The sequence below is a fragment of the Paenibacillus sp. 3LSP genome, assembly GCF_032465655.1.
Lineage (GTDB): Bacteria > Bacillota > Bacilli > Paenibacillales > Paenibacillaceae > Fontibacillus > Fontibacillus barengoltzii.
This window is the reverse complement of record NZ_JAWDJI010000108.1, coordinates 13,028-36,031: the sequence shown is the minus strand read 5'-3', so window position 1 is coordinate 36,031 and position 23,004 is coordinate 13,028. Positions and strand designations below refer to the sequence as shown.

Annotated in this window: 13 protein-coding genes; 2 read left to right on the top strand and 11 right to left on the bottom strand. The window is 46.4% G+C overall.

Annotated elements, in window-relative coordinates; all coding sequences use genetic code 11:
• Nucleotides 1–688: 688 nt before the first annotated feature.
• Nucleotides 689–3,274, bottom strand: coding sequence for an adenosylcobalamin-dependent ribonucleoside-diphosphate reductase (locus tag RW092_RS09030; RefSeq protein ID WP_316010030.1), 2,586 nt, complete (start codon nucleotides 3,272–3,274; stop codon nucleotides 689–691).
• Nucleotides 3,275–3,757: 483 nt separating this feature from the next.
• Here RW092_RS09030 and RW092_RS09025 point away from each other — a divergent pair, with 483 nt between their 5' ends.
• Nucleotides 3,758–4,804 carry a 2,3-butanediol dehydrogenase gene (locus RW092_RS09025; RefSeq protein WP_316010029.1) on the top strand — a complete coding sequence of 349 codons (1,047 nt, stop codon included), beginning with the start codon at nucleotides 3,758–3,760 and terminating at the stop codon, nucleotides 4,802–4,804.
• Between the two features lie 132 nt (nucleotides 4,805–4,936).
• On the opposite strand, the gene RW092_RS09020 is transcribed toward RW092_RS09025, so the two are convergent.
• From RW092_RS09020 to RW092_RS09010, 3 genes are all read right to left on the bottom strand, one after another.
• Entirely contained in the window at nucleotides 4,937–7,450 is a 2,514-nt protein-coding gene (locus RW092_RS09020; protein ID WP_316010028.1) for an RICIN domain-containing protein, read from the bottom strand.
• 93 nt (nucleotides 7,451–7,543) lie between these two features.
• Nucleotides 7,544–9,049 (bottom strand): glycoside hydrolase family 43 protein, encoded by a 1,506-nt coding sequence (locus tag RW092_RS09015; protein WP_410055527.1) that lies wholly within the window; start codon nucleotides 9,047–9,049, stop codon nucleotides 7,544–7,546.
• A gap of 68 nt (nucleotides 9,050–9,117) precedes the next feature.
• Complete coding sequence (locus tag RW092_RS09010; RefSeq protein WP_085278332.1) at nucleotides 9,118–10,335, bottom strand: endo-1,4-beta-xylanase; 1,218 nt, start codon at nucleotides 10,333–10,335, stop codon at nucleotides 9,118–9,120.
• Nucleotides 10,336–10,610: 275 nt separating this feature from the next.
• Here RW092_RS09010 and RW092_RS09005 point away from each other — a divergent pair, with 275 nt between their 5' ends.
• Nucleotides 10,611–11,375 carry a response regulator transcription factor gene (locus RW092_RS09005; protein WP_085278333.1) on the top strand — a complete coding sequence of 255 codons (765 nt, stop codon included), beginning with the start codon at nucleotides 10,611–10,613 and terminating at the stop codon, nucleotides 11,373–11,375.
• Between the two features lie 126 nt (nucleotides 11,376–11,501).
• On the opposite strand, the gene RW092_RS09000 is transcribed toward RW092_RS09005, so the two are convergent.
• The 7 genes from RW092_RS09000 to RW092_RS08970 all read right to left on the bottom strand — a co-directional run bounded on the left by RW092_RS09000 (nucleotide 11,502) and on the right by RW092_RS08970 (nucleotide 22,997).
• Nucleotides 11,502–13,097, bottom strand: a complete 1,596-nt coding sequence (locus tag RW092_RS09000) for a glycoside hydrolase family 43 protein (protein ID WP_085278334.1) — start codon at nucleotides 13,095–13,097, stop codon at nucleotides 11,502–11,504.
• Between the two features lie 146 nt (nucleotides 13,098–13,243).
• The gene (locus RW092_RS08995) at nucleotides 13,244–14,863 is read right to left on the bottom strand and encodes a response regulator transcription factor (protein WP_316010026.1); all 1,620 of its coding nucleotides are present in this window, start codon (nucleotides 14,861–14,863) and stop codon (nucleotides 13,244–13,246) included.
• Nucleotides 14,856–16,595, bottom strand: coding sequence for a sensor histidine kinase (locus RW092_RS08990; RefSeq protein WP_316010025.1), 1,740 nt, complete (start codon nucleotides 16,593–16,595; stop codon nucleotides 14,856–14,858). Before RW092_RS08990 ends, RW092_RS08995 begins: the two co-directional genes overlap by 8 nt.
• Before the next feature lie 31 nt (nucleotides 16,596–16,626).
• Nucleotides 16,627–18,285 (bottom strand): extracellular solute-binding protein, encoded by a 1,659-nt coding sequence (locus RW092_RS08985; protein WP_316010024.1) that lies wholly within the window; start codon nucleotides 18,283–18,285, stop codon nucleotides 16,627–16,629.
• A 287-nt stretch (nucleotides 18,286–18,572) separates the two neighbouring features.
• Nucleotides 18,573–19,517 carry a carbohydrate ABC transporter permease gene (locus tag RW092_RS08980; RefSeq protein WP_316010023.1) on the bottom strand — a complete coding sequence of 315 codons (945 nt, stop codon included), beginning with the start codon at nucleotides 19,515–19,517 and terminating at the stop codon, nucleotides 18,573–18,575.
• 16 nt (nucleotides 19,518–19,533) lie between these two features.
• Complete coding sequence (locus tag RW092_RS08975) at nucleotides 19,534–20,451, bottom strand: carbohydrate ABC transporter permease (protein WP_316010022.1); 918 nt, start codon at nucleotides 20,449–20,451, stop codon at nucleotides 19,534–19,536.
• Nucleotides 20,448–22,997 carry a DUF5696 domain-containing protein gene (locus tag RW092_RS08970; protein WP_316010021.1) on the bottom strand — a complete coding sequence of 850 codons (2,550 nt, stop codon included), beginning with the start codon at nucleotides 22,995–22,997 and terminating at the stop codon, nucleotides 20,448–20,450. The genes RW092_RS08975 and RW092_RS08970 overlap by 4 nt, the downstream gene beginning before the upstream one ends.
• Nucleotides 22,998–23,004 lie beyond the last annotated feature (7 nt).

Sequence of the window (23,004 nt, the reverse complement as noted above, 5' to 3'; positions counted from 1 at the left end):
AAATTACGTGAGTGAACCATTATCCTTCGGTAACATTTTTATATGAGTTGACACGCGGGAGACTAGAAAAACCTTTCTCAATAAATAAGAGTGGCTTTTCCTTCAAAAATATCAAGCACCATAATAAGAAATTTACCTTTGGAGAATAAAAGGTGAGATTTCAATCTTTTGCCCATTTATTAAGTTTCAAGCACTTTACGATATTCCTTTAATTAATATCTCTAAATCAACAATAATATTTTTACCGCAAAATTTGGTCGTTATGGACAACTTACCCATTCCTATAATTTGAATGTCAATCACTTCAAAGTCTATAAATCCCGAACATTTTATTGATCCCATCGACTGTTTGAATAAACTCAAAGTCGGGGTACCTGAAAAGGGGTAACATCTGATCAATCCCCATTTAGGAATGATAATCACGACATTAATGACAAACAAATCTGAACCACTTGTCAAGAGTTTATGGAATCAAAAATCTCGTTCTTTTTGAAGGAATTTATTGATAATATCTTGTGGCATAAGCGTCACGAAAAAAAGGGCGTTTCAATTTTTTTGAAACGTCCCTTCGTTTACGTTTTTTTCTTTAATTTATTTGTGAAGCTACTCTCAATTTGCGTGACGCTCAACGTTTACAACTTTTAACGTAAAATAACACCAGTCAATACAACGGATATCTATCCAATTCTTACGAGCACTTGCTATACCCGCAGTTGCTGCAAGTTTTGCAGCCCTCGATGTTGATCAGCGAGGCGGAGCCGCAGGATGGGCACAGGTCGCGCGAGGTGGCCGGTGCGCTGCCGTGGCTGTAGCCGCCATGCGAGCCGTCTGCCGTGCCGTGAACGTGTGCTGTCTCCTGTGCAACCGTTGCGGCTACCGGCGCTGGGTCGTGGTCGCCGTAAGGTCCGTTTTGTACGTGCGTCTCCAACGCTTTGGCGACGGCGTCCGCGATCGATTCAACGCGGTTAGGACCAAAACCGATCGCTCCCGTACCGCCGATGCCTTTAAGGTGCTTAATCAGCAGTTCAACCTTCTCGCCATGGTCGCCGTAACGCAGGAACAGCGAGCAGACGCGGCCAAGGGCTTCAGCCATCGCGAATACGTCAGAACCAGCTTTCCCTACGTTCAAGAAGATCTCACCTGGAGTCCCGTTCATGTCATTGATCGTGATATAGGCCATGCCAAACGGCGTGTTGATTTTATACGTTGCTCCATGCAGCACTTGCGGGCGTCTCTTGTATTGTTCGCCGGTTTTTGGGCTGCTGGTTTGACCCAATGCACTTGCCGCTTGTGGAGTTGCCGGTGCGCTAGCTTGAGCAGGTGCTTCCTCTTTCTTCTCCTCTTTCTTCTCGGTTTGCAGAACTTGCACGTCACGGCTGCCGTCGCGGTAAATCGTTACGCCTTTGCAGCCCAGGTCGAAGGCTAGTTCATACAGCCGTTTCGTATCTTCCACCGTAAAGTCAGACGGGCAGTTGGCCGTTTTCGAGATCGAGCTGTCCACCCAACGTTGAATGGCTGCTTGTACACGGATATGATCTTCCGCAGACAAATCCATCGCCGTTACGAAGTAATCCGGCAACGGTTCGCCCGGATGCGCGTCCATCCATTCCTGAGCGATCGGCACGAATTGCTCGTCAAAGCCGAGACGGCTTTGACGGTAATATTTGAAGGCAAAGTACGGTTCGATCCCCGTCGAGGTGCCTACCATCGTCCCCGTGCTGCCCGTTGGCGCTTGGGTAATGATGGTGACGTTGCGAATCCCTTTGGTACGAACTGCTTCGCCAACTTCCGGATACACTTCCGTCATGTTCTTCATAAAGCCGCTTTGCAGGAATTTATCAGCTTCAAATGCCGGGAAGGAGCCTTTCTCTTCTGCGATATCCGCAGAGGCCAAGTAAGCTTCCTTCGCAATGAAGCCATACAATTTATCGAGGAATTCCAGCGATTCCGGGCTGCCGTAACGGATGTTCAGCTTGATCATCAGCTCGGCCAGACCCATCGTTCCGAGGCCGACGCGGCGCTCTTTCTTCTGGTTCTTCTCGTTTTCTTCAAAATGATAAGGCGTCTTGTTGATGACATTGTCCAGGAAGCGAACCGAATAACGCGTAGTTGTCGCCAGTTCATCCCATGCGACATCATGTTTCTCTTCATCGTAGAACTTGGACAAGTTCATCGCCGACAGGTTACATACGCCCCAGCCCGGCAACCCTTGCTCCCCGCACGGATTCGTACAGATGATCGGGTTAAAGTACCAGCTGTTGGACATTTGGTTGTAGTATTCCATGAAGACCACGCCCGGCTCAGCGGATTTCCAAGCCGATTCGATGATCGTATGCCAGATTTCACGCGCCTTGACGGTACGGTAGTGGATGACTTTACGTCCATCAGCTCTCCATTTATCAAGATCGCCGTCCCACACCTCGTTGTAATCCTCATAAGTTGTATCCGGGAATACCAGTTCCCAATCGAGGTCTTCCTTCACAGCTTTCATGAAGGCGTTGCTGACGCAAACCGACAGGTTCGCATTGGTCACTTGGCCCATCGTTTGCTTCACGGTAATGAAGTCCAGCACATCCGGATGCCAGTCATTGATCATCAGCATCAACGCACCGCGACGGCTGCCGCCTTGCTCAATCAGACCAGTGGTGTAGCTAAACAAGCCGCCCCAAGAAACCGCACCGCTGGAAGAGCCGTTCACGCCACGAACGATCGCACGACGCGGACGAAGGGAGCTCAAGTTAATCCCAACACCGCCGCCGCGAGCCATGATCTCGGTCATTTCGGACAGAGTTTCCATAATGCCGCCCCGGCTGTCCTTCGGCGAAGGAATAACGTAACAGTTGAACAACGTTAATTCATCGCTGGCACCTGCGCCAGCTGCAATCCGTCCGCCCGGAACAAGCTTCCAATCATCCAGAATATAACGGAATTTCTCTTCCCATTCCTTCTGTTTCTCCGGCGTCTCCTCTACCGAAGCCATCGCTTTGGCCAGACGGTCCCACATTTCTTCAGGCGTTTTCTCGATATTGAGGGTCAGCTTCTCGACGTCGGTCTCCACCAGATCTCCCCGGCGGGTCTTCACCGTAACCTTACGGCCGTCACGGGCAACAACCTCCCCTACTTCCTTCGTCGGGAATTTTGGGTCGTCCTTCGTCAGAACGAGTACGACATCGCCCACTTTGGCGTGGCTAGGATCCGCGTCCTTCCAGGCGTACCGGTCCAAGAAGATTTTCTCACTTAGCCCCTCAAGGCGCTGTTTTTGCACAGTTTTCAAAGAAAACACCCTCCTAAAAATTGATTCAGAGTATCCTTTAATTAATCAGTCATTCGCCTCGATTCCTAAAGTCGAAATTAGGCAAAAAAACGAAAAAAAACGCTGTATCAAGCCGGAAATCGCCCGCTTGATCACCGCGGCACACACCCTGTAAACGGTAATATCATATGTATGAATCACAATATATTGTGTGCGAATACCATTATACTATACAATATCTCGTTGTCATAGCAGTTCAGGGTGAAATTTCAGGCTTTAATCCGAATACATCTCGCCCAACCCCCTGTTTCCTTCAATTCTCTCTATTTTTCAGGCTCAAAACTATAAAACCGCTTTGTAACCATTTCCAAGAACCAGGGAAGCATCTCCTAAGTTTTATTAGATTTGAATTAACAAAATTTTAACAAATCAATGGGAATCCTGCCCCCCAAAAAGGAGTAAACTAGAAATTGAGGTTCATAACTTACGAGGAGATGAGTTCAAGTGAAAGCTTTAAGATGGTATGGCGTCAAGGACCTAAGACTGGAGAACATCGAGGAGCCAAAAGCGGAACCGGGCAAAGCGAAAATCAAGGTGGAATGGTGCGGGATTTGCGGCAGTGATCTGCACGAATATGTAGCCGGCCCGATTTTTATCCCTCTGGAAACCCACCCGTTAAGCGGAGATAAAGCGCCGATCGTCATGGGACATGAATTTTCCGGACAAGTGGTTGAAGTTGGCGAAGGCGTCACCCGCGTGGCCGTCGGCGATCGCGTCGTGGTTGAACCGATCTATGCCTGCGGAACCTGCGAGGCTTGTAAGCAAGGGAAATACAATCTTTGCGATAAAATGGGCTTCTTCGGCCTGGCGGGCGGAGGCGGCGGATTCTCCGAATATGCCAACGTACCGGAACAAATGCTGCATAAAATCCCGGATTCGGTATCCTTCGAGCAAGGCGCCCTGGTTGAGCCATCCGCTGTAGCACTTCATGCAGTCCGCTCCAGTAAATTTAAAGTGGGCGACAAAGCAGCTGTCTTTGGCACCGGGCCAATTGGTCTGCTGGTGATCGAAGCACTGAAGGCTTCAGGGGCTTCGGAAATCTATGCGGTCGAGCTGTCTGAGGAACGGAAGCAGAAGGCTGCCGAGCTCGGCGCCATCGTCATCGATCCGAAAGAATACGATGCCGTCGAAGAAATTCACAAGCGCACGCAAGGCGGTGTGGACGTAGCCTATGAAGTGACAGGGGTTTCTCCCGTGCTAACCCAGGCGATCCTATCCACCAAAATCGGCGGTGAAACGATGATCGTCAGCATTTTTGAGAAGGAAGCCTCCCTCCATCCGCAAAACATCGTCATGAAGGAACGTACCGTAAGCGGCGTTATCGGCTACCGCGACGTCTTCCCGGCGGTGATCAGCTTGATGGCTCAAGGCTACTTCTCGGCGGACAAGCTGGTGACGAAGCGCATTAAGCTGGACCAAGCGATTGAAGAAGGCTTTGAAGGTCTGCTGAAAGAACGGAATCAAATCAAAATCTTGGTGAAAGCAGAGTAAGTAAGTTTTCGGGAATGAGCAACAAGTGTGCTGACCAAATGAGGTCAGCATACTTGTTTTTTTTATTTCATCGTTGTATTCCTGTCTTTCTCATGATAAAAAGCCCTGCCATAAGGCAAGGCTTTGGTCACATTAATTATTTCTAAACAAAAGCTGAGAGAAATGATACAGGTCGTTCTTCCATACAGGCCAATCGTGACCGCCAGGTTCTTCGAACCAAATGTGTGGAACCTGCTTCTCTGCCAAGTAAGCATGTGTTCGTTCACTATGGGGTTTCAGATCATCCTGATTTCCGCACGATATCCATAACAATTTTAGCTTAGCCGTTGCTTCAGCAGGGTTCGGGACAAGCTGCTCTGGCGCTTTCGTATTTGGAGCAGCAGAGAAGGCTCCTACCCAGGCGAAGGTGTCAAGATGCTTTAAACCAATGTTCAAGGCTTGCCCTCCGCCCATCGACAACCCTGCAATAGCACGGTTTTCTCGGCCTGTAGAGACCGAATAACGTGACTCGATATAAGGAATTAAATCTTGAAGCAAATCCATTTCAAATCTTTCAAACGCTTGGATTTTATCTGGGGCAAAGATATCCCCTTCCGCACGATCATTTGGCATCGCCCGACCATTCGGAAGAACGACGATCATCGGTTCAAGTTTACCGTCAGCATAGAGATTGTCTAATATGACTTGGGGGCTTCCATGACGGTACCATTCGGTCTCATCTCCCCCGATCCCATGCAATAAATAGAGCACGTTATACGTTTTACCCTCGGTGTAACCTGGGGGTTTATATATCATTGCCTGGCGTTCATTTCCGACAGTACTAGAAAAATATTTGATCGTTTCCATAGTCCCTCTTGGAATATTATTTCGATACTGATCAAAACCTACGGGTGCGGATGTGCTCGGCGATGTATTCGGTGGTGTATTCGGCGTGTTATCTCCCCCGCCTTCAACACTAATCAATTGCCATTGTTGATGTAAATCCCCACGATAGGGATTCTGTTGAAGTTTCGCTCCGTCTGCGTTTGATCCGCCTGCCACTTCAACAGCTTTATTGCTGTTCGTATTAAGGATACTCCAATAGCCGTTGCTTAGTTTGATCAACCGAAACCGCTGAGCTTCATTACCGAAATCTTGCATGAGCTGTATGGCCTCTCCGTTATTTTTGGAGCCATTCCTTACATCCATCACCTTGCCATCGCTGGAACTTGCGCTACGTAAACGATACACATTGTTATAAACTCCCATATCGTCTGCCACCCAGCGCTGAGCTGTGGCATTATTATCAGACCATTGCTGTAACTGTAGCGCATTGCTGTTCTGGCCTCCAGGAACATCAATCATCTTGCCTGTGGCACGATTCTTGATTTTGTAAGTTTCTCCAGAGGTCAAACCGTTCCATAAGCCATTCCATGGATGTAACTGCGCCCGCTCGTAATACCATTCAAAGATAAAGCGAGCCATCCCATCGCGTGCAGCATTGCCATCAAAGAGCAAACCTGCTGTTGGATCGGCGAACGTACTTCTTGGCCCCGGCTGCAACAAAAATCCATTCATATGAACCGCAATGCTAACGTTACCGGCAGCTGTAAAAATTGCTTTGGTGTTCTTGCCAAATCCCTCGTTTGATCCATTAAATAGTTCCCAATAGCTGGAATCTCCCGGCAATGTTTTGAACCAAGTCGTTTCTGTAATATTAATCGGATAGTTATCCGCACATGGTTTAATGTTCGTATCCCATTGCTGTTGAAGGATCTGAGCATTATCTTTGGCCCCGTAACCCGGATACCAATGCACGGCATAACCGTAGTTGTTTAACGGATCGGTAAGTGGCCGAGAAGCGCAGAGCTGATAGTATTGATCCCAGCCAAGACCGGCTGCCCAAATGACGTTATCGGCTCCTTGACTCCGAATCGTGGAAATGATCGAATTCTGAAAATCGCGAAGAGCATCCCAGAACGCCGGGAAGTCTGGATCCGATGGATGTCCTCCCCAACGTCCTTTTGCATAAGAAAGAACAGGCTCGTTAATCAACTCGAACATCACATTGTCTGCGCTCTTGATTCCAGGCTGGGAGGCAAGATAACCCCAGATTTGCTTGAATTTGTCCAAATTTGCTTGCGTGGTCGCCTGATTGTCCTGGAATGTAAAGTCAAGGCCTAATACCACGTAGATTCCCTTCTGCCTGGCATATTCAATATATGGTTTAATCACGTTTTGCGTAAAGGCCTGTACCCCAGCAAAATTGTAAGTTCCTGCTGCAACATCGCCCATGTCTTCACGTTCGATAAATAGTCTTACCTGGTTCATATACCAACCATGATTGTTACCATACTTCGGTGACGTATCTGTGAAAGTATCGGTAATATCTTTTAAATACTCCAGGATAGCCGCATGACGATTACCGCCGTTTCGGTTCAGATAATATTTGCTTCCCTGATATGTCCAGTACGAACCTCCCGGCTGATGCCACCCGCTGAGAAGAACGGGTTGATTGCTGCTGTTAACTAGTTGATTTCCGCTGACACGCAGCTTGGACATCGGCATACCTGACCATGCATCTGCCGTGTTGTTCGTCTGCAGCGCATTAGGCAGCAGGAGTAACAGCACGAGGAATAGCTTGATAGCCCATCTTGTTCTCTTCATTAAATTCATCATCTCCTTCTTTGATTAGTTTTGGAATTTATGTGAAATCATGAGAGTATATCCCAAACTCCCCGGTTCATCTATTTTACGAGATTAGGACCGAGGTTTTTCATAGTGAAAATAATCAAAATCTGCGTGTCCGCCAATTTGTCTCGTTGCATAGTAGAATAACCCGATACGATACCCCATAAAGTGATCCAAGGTATAACGCATTTTCAGCATTTCACCAATCGGGAACCATTCCAATCCATCCAGGGAATAATGAAAGGTAGCCAAATCTATACTATTCTCAAAGTTAAACTGGATTTTCAAACGTACATTTCTACCGGAAAAAGGGACTCTCTCAAGCTCTTTCTCCTGACCATTTCCACCATTCACACACATCGCGATGAACTTGTCTCCACTCTCTGATACCTTAACCCCTACCGTGCCAAAATGACTTTGTAGAGCCACCAGTCCCGCATGATCACCCGGACGAAGAGAAGTCGTATCTAATAAAATCATCCCGGTACAGGCAGGTCCTTCCGTGCGTTGAGTTAGTGTATTACGCGCCTGTAGCACGCTGGTGGTCAAACTCCCTGATGTTAATCTCAAAAAGCCGGGACGTTCCGTAACTGACCATAACCGAGGATCCGGGTTATGGTTCCACTGCCAGTTGAGAGCAAGCTGATTATGTTCATATTCGAACTCATCGCTGATTACTAGTGGCTTAGCACTCTTAAGTTGTAAATCAACTTCAAACTGCTTCGGGACTTTGCCGCGGGTGCCGAATACCGGCCAATCGTCCTCCCAGGTCACTGGAATCAAGTAGGGAATTCTTCCAACGGCATCATGATCCTGGAACAGCATTGCATACCATTTGCCATTCGGTGTATCAAAGATCCCGCCTTGGGCAATTCCCTTGTTATGGTAACCACAATCGTCGTCCAGGACGACTTTACGTTCATAAGGTCCCAGTAATTCACGAGATCGATAACAGATTTGTCTGCGTCTGCCGTTGCCGGTCTTTGGCCATTCTATAAATAACAAATAATAATACCCGTTGATCTTATAGGCGTGGCAACCTTCACAGCGTAATAGAATACCTTCACTTTCTGTTCTGAGAAGGCGTTGATGAAGGCCACCGGGTTGAAGTGCTGTTGCATCTGCGGTCAACTCAGTAATGTAGATATCCCCGTTCCCATAGATCACGTACACCCGGCCATCATCGAACAGCAGACTGGGATCATGCCTGAGACCATTCATGACAAACCGCTGCCATGAACCGGATGTGATCTCATGAGTACGGTAAACATAAAACCGGCCAGTATCGTTGCTGGAAAAGCACGCATAAAAATATCCTTGATGAAAACGCAAACTCGGAGCCCATGAGCCTTGCCCGTAAATGTTCTTACCGTTTTCAAGACGATGGGCCTCATGATCCTCCAACGTATCATACACGTAGCTAACGATTTCCCAGTGCATCAAATCTTCGGATTTCATAATTGGACAGCCCGGCATCGAGTGCATGCTGGTGCTGACCATGTAATAAGCGTTCCCTACCCGAATTGGATCAACATCGGGAACGTCCGCCCAGAAGATTGGATTCTTGATCAGCATCTGGTTCACCTAATGATCCTCCCTTCGCAGATGACGACTCTCCCTGTGATCATGTGATGACAAGGTTACTACTTCGCCTTCGCTGCCTCTACCACAGCCCAGAAAGCCGGCTTCGGTTCATGTTGTTGATCGAATAACAAGGGGGCGTTCGTTCGTGGAACTGGAAACCCATGGAGCCAGGTATGATCGTCAGCTATCCCCCAAAATACAACTCCACTTAGGATGCCTTTATTCTCGCGAAACGCCTGGAACAACTTACCGTAACGTTCCGCTTGAAGGTTCAGAATGTGGTCTGGAATCTGCTCCCCGTAATCGCTATGATCGTTCCAGGCATAGATGCTCATATCGAGCTCTGTAACCAGGTTGTCTAAACCGAGATCCGCGAATTTTCGCATGGAAGTAATAATCGAATCTATAGACGGATTGTAGATATCGATGTGCGTTTGATGACCGACCCCGTCAATCGGAACGTCTTGCTCAATCATTTGTGCTACCAATTGATATAGTCGATCCCTCTTTACCGGGTTATCGGTGCCATAATCGTTAATATACAATTTGATATCCGGCCCCCCCGCTTCACGAGCAGCACGAAATGCGGTGGCGATGTAATCGGTTCCAGTAATCTTGTACCAATCACTATTGCGCATCCCATCTGGATCTCCTGGCTCAATGACCTCATTCACCACATCCCAGGATGAAATATCGTCTTTATACCGGGAGACAACCGTTCTGACATGCGTATCTAAACGCTTCAATAGCAGCCTTCTGTTCGCTTCTTGACGCTTCGGGTCCGTCTCCTCCACCATCGGTTTTCCATCTGCATCTTTAAAAAACCAATCCCCTACCTGGTTATGCCAAACTAGCGTATGAAACCGTACTTGCATGTTATTCTTCTTGGCGAACTCCACAATTCGATCTGCATTTGCCCATTGAAATTGACCTTCCACTGGCTGAATCGCATCCATCTTCATCGCATTCTCCGCAACCAACCAGTTGACATGCTTCTTAAACAATTCAGCCGAACGTCCTGTGATTTGGCCAGGTTCGATCGCAGCACCAATCCCAAAATCCTTAGCGAAAAGTTCATGTAATGATGGGACATCGGTCTCATCGGTCTGTTGTACCCGTTGTTCTTCTGTCTTCTCCGTAGAGGCCACGCCAGGATTTCCTATCCGCTCATCCTCGTTGTTTAGCGGAAATTTGTTCGATAAAAGAAACACAGATACCAAAATCACAGCCGCTATAGCTGTAACAATCCAAAAACGGTATTTCATGATTCGTGACATGATAATGTAACCACCTTTCACGGAGAAGGAGATCATTTTGTCGATGTATACCTATCATTTGTTTGTACTGTAAATGTTAGCACTTACATTTTAGTGCAACAACCTGTCAAACTTAGGGTTTGTCACCCGTCAAATTACAGGAAAAGGTAAACATCGGCTAGGAATCTAAAATGATGTACATTGTGATCCAAAAGCTCCTTTGCCCATAATGGTATTAAATAATAATGTAAGCGCTGTACCAAAGCTGTGAGTTGTAGTTCAAAGGAGGAAGTGCTGTGCATAAAGCCTTGGTTGTGGATCTGGCACCACATCACGCTGAGTATGCGGAGGATCGACCCGACTGGAACGGTCTGAAGGGAGCTCTGCATCATTGCATTAGATCATCTTCGTCCGTGATTCCATTATTATCGAACAATCGATATACCGTAGTTATTATCCATGTTTTTAAGGCCAATGACGAAGGGATGAAGTTATGTGAGCAAATTCGTTACTTCAGCCAACTTCCTATCATCATCACCGGAGGAAGTACGGACTTCTATTGGGCCCGAAAGGCCGTTCAACTGCAAGTTAACGATTATTTACCGGCTCCATTCTCCATGAACGAATTAAACAGCAGTTTACAAGGGCTCGCAAATCCAAAAGAAGATAGTTTGGACATTTCCAGCCTGAATGACCGACTTGATGCAATCAGTACCTTGAAGCAGGATCCTGTCATCGATGCAGTCAAAGAATACGTCAAGAATGCAATGGATCAAAGTATTACATTGAAGGAAATTGCGGAGAAAATGCACTTCAATTACTCCTACCTCGTTCAGAAATTCAAAATCCATGAGAAAATGACCTTCAGCGAATATTTACTCGTTCAACGAATGGAGAAGGCCAAATCTCTCCTGGTGCAAACAGACATGAAAATCCATGAAATTGCGGAAAACGTCGGTTACCGTGATCTGGACTGGTTCTACAAGAAGTTTAAAGCCCATACCGGCGTAAATGCGAATCTCTACAGAAAAATGCAATCCCGCCATCGGTTAGCAACGTAAACCATCAAAGAAAATAATCGGCCGGGCATGAACCTGGCCGATTATTTTTTTCAATCAAGGGTACTTTTCAACCCCTTAGACACCCTCTTCAAAGGCTAAGATCCCTGTAAAGTATCGCCAGTAATCTCACGGGTGAAACTGCCAGGCTTCAAAGTCAAACAGCGGTGAAGTGGTCTCCCCTTTAAACACAAAGTAGAGATCATGTAAGCCTGAAACACCCGATACCACCGTTGAGACTTCCATCGGCTGCTTCATATCTGCAGCTTCCGGTACCTCAACAGTTCCGATTAGCTCACCATTGGGATCATCCAACCGAAGCTCGATTTTCCCTCCTGCTCCAATTCCTGTCACCCAAGCGGTGAATGACGATGCTCCTGATTGAAAATGAACATGAGCAACAGCGATCCAGTCCTTGTCGTGAATCTCTGTTACGACCAACGCCGGACTATCCAAATTATCGTTATTTCCCGTTGACGGTTTCACCTGGATCCCGGCATTCCATGCCATCGTCACCGCCCGCGTCTGCAGGAACGGATTAAAGGGTTTGAGGACGGGTACCCCTTGCATGTCGGCGACAATCTCCTGAATGGAACCGTCGGGTTCAAATTGTACTTTGTTCAAATGAGTCGAACGGTAACCTTTAGGAACTCCCATCGCTTTGGACAACGTTTGAGCATGATAAGCAATATACCAATCTTCATTAAACTGAAAAATGACGTGATGATTGTTGCCACCAACCCCAAAGAAGTATCCGGGGTTTTTGAGAATAACACCTTGATAAGTCCATGGTCCCATCGGATGATCACTGACCATATAGGCAATTTCACCAGGCGGAGGGCTGTTATCTGGCCGTGGGCCTTCAGCGAAATTGGAGCAATAAGTGTAGTAATATTTTCCATTCACTTTGTTAATACCCGAATCCTCGAACATGTATGGCGCAGGGATCGTAACGGCTTCGCCAACAACACTGATCATATCTTCACCAAGCCGCATCACCCGTGCTGTATTCGGCATATCTGCCTTGCCTTCCGGTATCCCACCGCCAAAATATATATAAGCTTCCCCATCGTTGTCCACAAATACGGCAGGATCGAACAGCCAGGTGACATCTTTCACCCCCGGAGTAGCCCTTGTAATCAGCGGCTTACCAATCGGATCAACCCATGGCCCCAGCGGACTATCGCTGGTTAATACGCCAATCCCGCTGGCATTGTTGGCAAAATAGAGGAAGAAGCGATCTTTGCCATCGATCACCTTGTGAGCCGCCGCCGGTGCCCATGATTGCGTCGCCCATACCGCAGCACCTTCTGGGCCCGCAACATGGATGGCACCATGATCGGTCCAGTTTATCAGGTCTTCAGAGGAAATGACCGATAACTTATTAATCGAGAAATAGCTATTGTCCTTCACATTTCCACTGGCATCATATTCGAACACATCGTTCGTGTTATACAAATAAACGCGCCCATCTACGACCAATGCATAGGGATCTGCTCCGAATTTATGAGAGACGACAGGATTCCCGTTAGGCGGAATCTTCCCTATGGCAGCACTCCTCAGGTCTTGCTTGACTTCATCCTTCAATGTGTCACTCATCTCCCCGTTTTCCTTATTTTCTACGACTTCGGCAGGATTCAAATTCTTCACACTCGCCAGCGCAACTACAAGACACAGGACAACCACGATCATGGTGATAACCAGGAAGGGCTTTCTGGATTTCATGCCCTAAAGAGCCTCCCTTATCTTATAAGATCACCTATCCTTATCATGCGTTCATATGGATTGGTCGAGTAAAGTGTATCCGTTATAAGAATGGGAAACAACCCGTCATCCTATCTGGTTATCACCCGCCAAAGGATAGATCCCCGTTACCTCACGTAATTCTCCCTATATTTCTGAGGCGTCAGGCCGGTTACTTTTTTAAAAAAACGGGTAAAAGAATGGGCTGCATCATAACCGACAAGCGATGCGATATCTCTTACTTTCAGGTCCCCATCCTTCAGCAGCTGTTCAGCTCGATGAATCCGGCATTTTTCGATATATTCAGACAACGTAATCCCCCGCTCTTGTTTGAACAACCGAGATAAATAGGACGGGTTGAAATAATGACGTTCAGCTAAATGCACAAGGGATACATCCTCGTTCAAATGCTCCTCGATATATTGGCATATCTGGTCGATCACATGTGCCGTCCGGCTCCGATGATCCATCTTCTTGAGTGCAAAAATATGCTCCGCCGTTTGCTTCAGATACTGAAAGGCATCCTTCATGGACTTATGCCCTTCCAAATCCAGCAGCTTCCCTTGTATCCCCTCCAAATGTTGAAGTTCAAATCGAGACAACTGGGCATAGAGGGCAAGGGCTATCGCATAATATACCTGAACCCCATTTTGCAGATTATCTTGGCCGATTAGAACCTTTTGCGTTAGCTGTTCCAGTTCCATCATAAATTCAGTTTCCTTGCCCGCCTCTAAATGCGCTTCTATGATGCTGACTTTCGGATAGGATTCAGCCCCTTCTTTATACGCCTTGGCTCCTGCTGGATCCATTCGATCTTTCAAAATCATCGGGATGCCTTCTCCCATCTTCAACTGCTGTAATCGGCGCAAACGATCATATTGCATCGTGACGTTCTCCCATTCGCAAGGAAACCCGCTGATCGTAAAAGATACAGACAGTCCAAGGGACTCCAGACAGGATTCCTGAATCAGTTCAAGCGTACCCTCAAGGTACAGAACGACGCGATCGCTGGGTTGATCAGGCAGCGGTTGGAGAATCCATAATAAATCTCCATATTTATCAATCACACCGATGTTTTGTACATCATGATCCATGAAAGAGTTCCATATCCATCGTACCGATTGAAGAGCCTGTTTCTTATCGGAATACGTCGGCTCAGCAGAATAGGCTACACGACCAAGTGCAAGTAATACAGGGAGATTAGGATTTAGACCAATGTTCAGATACTCGAAATCTCGGGCCATGGATTTGGAATCGTTACGAAAGAACAGACTGTCCGAAATCAACTGCCGGAAATATTCCACCTGCTCCATCCATTCCAGCGCTTCAACCTGCTCCCGAGATTGTTCCAACCATTCATTCATTCGATTGCCTTGCTCGATCTCTTCAATCACTTCCTGAACGGTCTCCATCACCTTATCGAAGCCTTCGGTCTTCAATAAATATCGAACATTCGGGATTTGGATCGCTTTGTACGCATAATCAAATTCACTATGTCCGGTTAAAAAGATAATTCTGCATCTGGGCCAAAGCCCTTTAATGCTCTCGGTCATTTCCAATCCACTCATGCCCGGCATACGAATATCCGTCAGAACGATGTCGAATCGAGACCGCGACATCCAATGCAGTGCCTCTTTGCCGGAGTAAGCTTTACAAACATCGAGTTTATCAGGCATCCATTGATGAAACACTTCGTATAAACTATTCGTAATAATTTCCTCATCATCAACGATCAAGAGCCTAAACATGTCCATTCCCCTCCGCCAGTTGAATTCGTATTTGGACCCGCAAGCCGTTTAACGGACTTCTTGAAAGGACTAATCCACTTCCATGTCCGTACGTTAAGGCAATTCGCTTATGGATATTCATTAACCCTGTAACTTCAGCGGATTTGCTATGACCTGCAATTCGCTGGTTTAATGCTTGAATATCATCATCCGTTAATCCTGTCCCGTTATCTTCAATCGTGATCACAGCCTCATGCTGATCCTTATGAAACGCAACTCGCAATAGACCTTCTTCTTGCATTTTCTCTAGGCTATGCTCATAAGCGTTCTCGATAATCGGTTGGATAATCAATCGCGGTACATGGATTTGTTCCATAGATGTCGGCAATTCGCCGAAATCCACCTGGATTCGCCTTGAAAATCTCATCTTCTGGATTTCGGTGTAAAGTCGAGAATGCCTGGCTTCTTCTACAAGTCGAACGTCATCTTCATTATTGCGTGTAATAAAGCGGAAGTACTCTCCAAGCATTTTCGTGAATAATTCAATTTGCTCAACCTCTCCGGTCTTCGCTAGTGAACTCAAAATAAAAAAACTATTGTATAGAAAGTGCGGATTAATCTGGGATTGAAGCTGCTTCAATTCTGATCTTTGCATCATCAATTTTTGTTTGAAGTCTTGATCGATCAAATTTTGCAGCTTGATGAGCATCTGATTGAATCGGTCGTACAAATAGCCGAACTCATCCTTCTTTTTATGCGATATTTGAATGTTAAACAGCCCATCTTCCATTTTTCTGAAACTTTGAACTAGGAGGAGTAACGGTTTGTGAACCATTTTGTAGGTCGATGCGCCATAAAAGATGATCGCCAACAACGTAGTTCCTGCAAATAGCCAAGCCCAAGTTCTAAATTTATTAAGCGGTCGTTTCACCACTTCGATCGGCAAATAGGTATAAACCGAAAGCCCCAATTTATCGGAGTAAGCTTTGTCAATTAAATATTTATTAACGGCTTCCTCGACAGGCAGGCGAGCGTTTGAAATCTCCTGTAACACTCCGTTCATCAAACGCTCTGCTTCTTCATGGCTCGCCATAGTAAATCCGGAGTTCTCTGATACAAGAATAGCTCCACTTTCCTCATACAGATTGATTTGCATCAAGGATTCCCTCAGTTTATGTACATCCAGCTCAATCTGGACGATAAATACCGGATCTGTTCCTTTGGCCGTTCCATATTTAGCCGCGACCAGATGAAAGGTGTCGTCAATCTGCAGAAGCCTTGAATCGCTTCTTTCCCTGGCCCTGTTCATTTCCTTATACCGTACGGCATCAAAAGGAGTTAGCGCGGTCATCGCCGAAATCGTCTTATCCATGCTAGGGATATGCACGAATACGTCTTTGATGTAAGCGCTGCTATTTTTAATGGAGACTAATCGGGGTAACAAATAATTCAAACTTGTCTTTCGTTCAACGTTACTCATCATCTCCCATGTCAGCGCCATTTTGTTTAGCTCGTCATCTTGAGAAATATCATATTGCTGAAATTCCAGCCATTCGATTTCCCGGTTCAAATCATCCAGATATGTTGTGATCTGGGCTTGAGTATTCTTTGAAATCTCATGACTTGCATATCGATAACTCCAGTTATATAAATAAATCCCCATAATGATCAGCGGTAGAATGACGAGGAGATAAGTCGCTACCAGTCGGATAAAGATCGTATGCCTAAGCGAATTTACAGGTAATTTGAGCAATTCAACTCCCCCGATGCATAAGTAAGTAGCTTTAACGTCGATTTTTCTTCTCGGCATACCATTGATTGACTTCAGACGTGATTTGCGCACCACCAAGCTTAAGCCAGTCTTGCACGAACAAGTCAAAGTCATCAATCGGATCACCCAAAATAATATTTACAAATCGATCATGCTGCATATGATCCAGGATGGTCTGCTTCTCAAGCATCGTTTCTGTCGGTGCACCAGCGAAAGCATCAAACAACAACTGATTATTGCGATGATAACTGTCCAAAATGCTCATCGCTCCAGTGCGACCATAAATTTTCTCCCATCCCCAACCGGACTCGCCTTCTTCCTCACCATTTAGGTATCGATTCATTTTGTTGAGAATAAATCTGGCTTCGCCTTCTAATCGATCCTCTGTACCAAGGCGATGCGCTTCCTCAATTTTTAGGTAGGCATCCCAATTTTTATTAGCGGGAAAAGGCGTAACAGGGGACAATCCCCAAACCGGTACCGTGCTGTTGTAGTACTTCTCATACTCGGCAGTCATCCCCCAGTTTTTCTCAAGATAGAGATTAAACAGTTTCAAAATCACCTCAGGGTGTGGATATCCCTTCCGTATAGCGTAAAAATAACTGGTATTAAATTCCAACGGGACCTTTACCTGCTCCCCGGCCTGGCCAACGATAGGGTAAGCCTTCCAATCAGCGTTCGGATCAGAACCTCGGCTCGATTGCAAGAAGAAGGAACTCCATTGTTCCCCGTAAACCATTCCAATTTTCCCATCCGTAATAAGCTGCTTTGCCTTACTTCCATTTTTGAAAATAAACTCGCTGTCAATTTCGTGGTTCCGATACATCTCCTGCAGTGCCTTCAGAGCCTCCTTCACCTCTGGCTGAATTCCTCCATAAACGAGCTTTCCATGTCCATCCTCCAGCCAGATATTCGGGTAAGCCCCATAACCGGCCATAAATCCGCCCAATCCCATGACAGGGTCCCATAAGTAGTTCGTAGCCGCCAGCCCATACGTATCTTGCAGGCCATTTTGATCCGGGTCCATTTCTGTAAACGCTTTCGAAATCATTAATACGTCATCCATGGTCTTCGGAGCTTGTAGCCCCAATCGCTCTAGCCAATCAGTTCTGATCCAAAGAAATACTGCGCGTTCAATCGAAGCATCCGTCAACGGAATGCCCATCAGTTTACCGTTGATCATTCCCGACTCCAATGTACCGCTTCCCTCTTGCTGGAGAACCTCTTGCGTTAGTGGAGAGGCGTATTTCTCATAGGCTATCGTCAAGTCCTGAATCAATCCGGCGTGACTCAATTGTCTGAGCTGCTGGGCATTCACTTTCACGATGTCCGGGATGTTCCCGGAAGCCAATACAATCCCTAGCTTTTTGTGGTACTGCTCACTTCTTACGACCCAATCATTGTTGAGTTTAATCCCAAGCACTTGCTCATATAATTGACTCCAACGATTATCATCGATCGTCTCATCAGGCAACGCTTCTATAATATCTTCCAAACCATCATCCAATTCCCTCACCAAAGAGACTTCGACTGGCGGATCATATTTGCTCAAATACATATCGGCATACACATTCTCACTGGATGTTACCGGCTCCTGATGAAGCTGATCATGGTTACTTTGATAACCGTACACGGGCACCAGGATCAAACCTGATACCAAAGCGATCACCATGAATTTGGATATATTCTTCCCCCGAATCAGCAACCGAGACCACCCTCTCCCATAGATTGATTGTATAATTATACTTAAATTCCACTATCTATCAATACCCTTCTGTTTACATCATATCCCGTTCTTTACCACTTGATGATCCATCCAACACTTCTTCCAGGCACAGCAAAAAACCGCCAACCCCTAATGGAGCGAATTTCCACCTCAGGAAGAGGAAGGTCATCGTTCCATGACAAAGTTTGGCGGTTTCATATAAGGAGTATCTATCTTCGGTTGCCCTGCAATAACTAGCCTACAATTCCTGTACGCTCAATACTTTCTACAAAGTACCGCTGAACGAACAAGTAAATAATGATAAGCGGCAGAATGGCCAACAAAATTCCCGTATCCTGAACCATGCTTAGGTAAAAAGGATCTTCCTTGGATGGATCACCACCTAGCAGAATCGACAAGTTATAAGGTAAAGACGACAGTTGGGTGGACATGACTTTGCTTGATGTTAAGTAAGTGGTTGTATAGAAACTGTCATTCCATTGCCATACGAAAGAGAATAACGCTGTCGTCATGATCGCTGGAATCGCATTAGGTAACATGATGCGCATAAATGTCTTACCAACCCCAGCTCCATCAATATAGGCCGCTTCCTCTATTTCCTTGGGAATCCCACGGAAGAATTGACGGAAGATAAAGATATATAGCCCGGCCTTCAGCGAGCTGGCCGTCAGCGAAGTCAAAACAAACGGCCAATAACTGTTGAGCATGTTGACCGACTTGCCGGTCAGAAGTGGAATGACCCCCAGCAACGTAAAATCTTTCAGATTCAAATAAATCGGGATCAAAATCGTCGTGGGTGGAACCAGGATAGTCAGAATCACGCAGGCAAACAAAATATTGCTCCCCTTAAACTTCAACCTGGCAAAGCCATATCCCGCAAGTGCGCAAGAGGCCGCCGTCAGGAAGGTCGTTGTGGCTGACAGCGTGAACGTGTTAAAGAGCGTGTGCCAGTAATCCATAATCGCAATCGCATCGCGAAAATTGTTCATTGTGAAATGTTCTGGAATCCACACAACAATCGGGGAGTACAGATCGGTCCGATCTTTAATGGCTGTCGAAATCTTCTGCAAAATTGGATATAAAATAACGAAGGACAAACCTGTGATCAGCGTGAATCGAATGAATGACCAGAGCCATCGTTTCCAATTTTCAAGGGATAACCAATACGAAACGAACATGTGCGCTCACCTTTTTCTATTCGTGGTAAAAGATCTTCCTGGATACGAGGTACGTACTGATCAGCAATATGAGTGAAATGGCTAAGAAATAAATCCAGGCCATCGCCGAGCTTAGACCGAAATCAAATTGGGAGAAAGCTGTAGTTCGAATTAAAGTGACGAGCTCATTTTGCGAGAACGAGTCGATGATCGTATAGATCATATTCACGAGAATGAGCGGGCTAACCATCGGAAAAGTGATTTTCCAGAAAGCCTCATACCCTGTCGCTCCCTCGATCTTGGAAGCTTCATAAAGCTGTGGAGAAATCGTCTGAATACCTGCCAGAAAAATCAGAATCTGAACGCCGGAGAGACTTACAATTTCATAGATTCGATCCACAGCTCCTGTCAAGTAGTTGACAATCGTCTCACTGACACCAACTTCAAGCATCAATCGCTTTAATTCAAAGCTGCTTAATACATTAATTAAACTCCCTGAGGTCGCATTTTGCTCGTTAACTGCCATAACAAGACTGGTGCTTTCCAAGGTCAAAATTACACCAGATGTAAGAATAACCGGGAGAAAAAATATCGATCTCGCAAAAGAGCGACCAATAAATTTCTGGTTCAACACGACGGCGATGAACAAGCTGAAAATTACAATGAGCGGTACGTTAACCACCATATTGACAATTGCCTCAGTAAGCTTTCGGTTGAAGTTGGTGTTGACGGTGAAGGCCGTCATGTAATTATTAAACCCAGTCCAGGTGGAGCTAACCCCCTGGGAATTAGCGTTGACCGTACTGAAGCTGTATATCAGCGATGTAAGCAGAGGGATCAGGAAGAACAGGATGAAGCCAAGTAGCCAGGGAAGCACGTAGATAAATCCCCATAAAGCCTTCTGTTTCCGATAACTCCATTGATCCGCTCCCAATTTCCGCATGATGAACTTCATGGCGCTTCACCACCCGTCATATAGCTTTCGGCTTCAATCCGAACGCCCCCTGCCTCCACCGGAGTACGGTTATAATTGACAATGACATAATTGCCGTTCCCATAGACCGTTTTATAGACGCCATCCGTTAGTTTCTCATGCTGCGCGATCGGCTCATGGCGAACCTTGGATAGAAATTCATTCACTTCCTTATAGATGCGAACGGCTTCATCCATCCATAGTTCATAATTGGCGGAATACAGCCTGTTGAATTTCGTATCCTTGATTTTGTGATTAGGTGCATAAAACCATTCGAAATAAACACCTGAGCCGTACTCCAACGTCTTCAGAATATATTGATTGGCATTGGGGTATGCCGACAAATTATAAGGCTCCCCGGTATAATCCAGATGTCCGCGCACCACCATTTGATAGAATGGAATTTCCTCATCTTCAATCTTGAAACGGCTGCTCGACATCGGGGCATAGGTAACATCGGTCAGATAAGGCAGGGCGTAGGCATTTCCACCGTCAGCCATCATCTTCAATTGGGCAGCAGCCATTTGATGCAAGGCTTCCACAGAGCGCTGCTCGGATTCCGTACGGTCAATTTGACGGCGTTTCCGAAAATCGCTGTCTAACTGGGAAGCCAAATCGCTAAGTGAGATGCCAACAGCATCATACTTATGGAAATCCTTTAAAAATTGCTCCGTATAATCGTTAATGTATCGCGGGGATATCACATAAGCAGGCGGTTTCGAGCGATCCCGCCAATTTAATGCCAGATCGAGCGGATAAATCTCTGCAGGAACGCCGCGAAGCGTTCGGGATGCTTTCTTGGCTTCATTAAATTGGGAGCCTGACAGCGCGGTGAGAAAGGCGACATCAGGATATAACGTTACATCGTTTCCCTTGGCAAAAGAAATCAGTTGTCTTAGCCCCTTATCTCCGCCCAGCTTCCTGTCTACCGAGATATGACTCGGAACAGTATGATCCAGCCCCTTATTGAACCAGCCACTATACCTTAACTTGATGTCACCGACACCTCTCTCCTTCAACTCTGTCACAATGATTTGCGCTTGTTCAAAGGTCGTCAGTGGCTCTAATGCCTGATAGGGAATGCCTGCAAAATGCTTCTTCTTGCTAATACTTCCCACCAGCTGCAGATAAAAGGGGGTTTTCTCCTCCCTGGCCTCGGCTAGTGCAGCAAATCCGCCTTGCTGCTCCAGATACTGCCGATAATAATCAGCAATTCCTTGATAAGAAGCTGATTGTTGATCTAAGAAAGCATAGCGAACGGTGAAATCGCTGTTCATCGGATGTTCCTGGAACTTCGGAATGGTGCGTTGCTGACCGTTAGCATCCAGGCTCAAATCCCCTTTGTTCACGACGGTGAAGGACGGATAGACATAGTTATAACTATTCAATCTGCCACTTACATCCGCATTGATCGTCGCAACTGCAGCCCCTTCCTCAATGATACCAAGCAGGGCGCCGTTCTCTTTAATCAACCCAAATACCGGAAGTCTGACGGTCTGGCTATACTCTTCCGTGTCTAATTTGCTGACACTCCGATCGGTCCCATACACATTCTGTTGATAGGAAGGATATCTTGTCTTTCCGTTATTAAAATGGATTAGTGCCCCCGAACCATCTGGAACAAGAATCGATCCCTTCTCTGCTAACCCGCCGGCACCGAAGAAGCTCAGAAATGAAATCGTATGAATCGGAAACTCCTCCGGAAAATCAATGCTGGATGCTGGAATTTTCGCAATCAAATGGTCGCCGTCCAAGGTGTATTCAATTGAAACATGGAAGATACGCGCTTCGGGTTTGGTTTGGTTTAACTGATTCTCCTCAATGTCGTATAATAAATCCTCTTCCGTATATCCCGCATCTTCCATAGCCTTTAACGCACGTTCAAGCTGAAGCCCCTTAAGCGCGCCGTCGGAGCGAACATATACCGAATGCTCCGCATCCTCTGTGTAAGCAATCTTTAACGTCCGTTGCCCCGTACGGTCCAGCTTGCTTAACAGATTCTCAAAGCGCGATTTGCTGATTTTCATGGGCATATCATCGATCGTTTTTTGGTCTGCACCAAACCGATAATTGACCCGGAGGCCATGTTCGATTTTTTCCATTCCGATTTGCTCGTAGACAGCGCTGTCGGAATACGAATTGACAGAGTTTAGCTGTCCGAAATTATTATAATAATCAAGCTTGAGTTGAGCAGACAACAAGCTCTTGTTCACACCAGAGGCCAGCGGATCTGTATCTCGATCCTGAGGGTTACTCAGCCAAACCTCTCCGCTTGCCTTATGAACAATGGCAATAACACCCGTCTGATCATCCGCGAGAAGTTGCAGTTGATCATTCTCCACGATGCCTTTCAATCCCCTAACGCGGGGATTGACGAACGATGCTGTAAGTGTGGCTCCCGTCTCAAAGGTCGCTTTCACCTCTTCGCTTTCATCCCCATTCTGATCGGGTCCATCCGAACATCCGCCCATGAGCAACGCTGTCAGCATACTGATAACAAGCAGAACGTACCTAGCGGATATGCTCATCTTACCT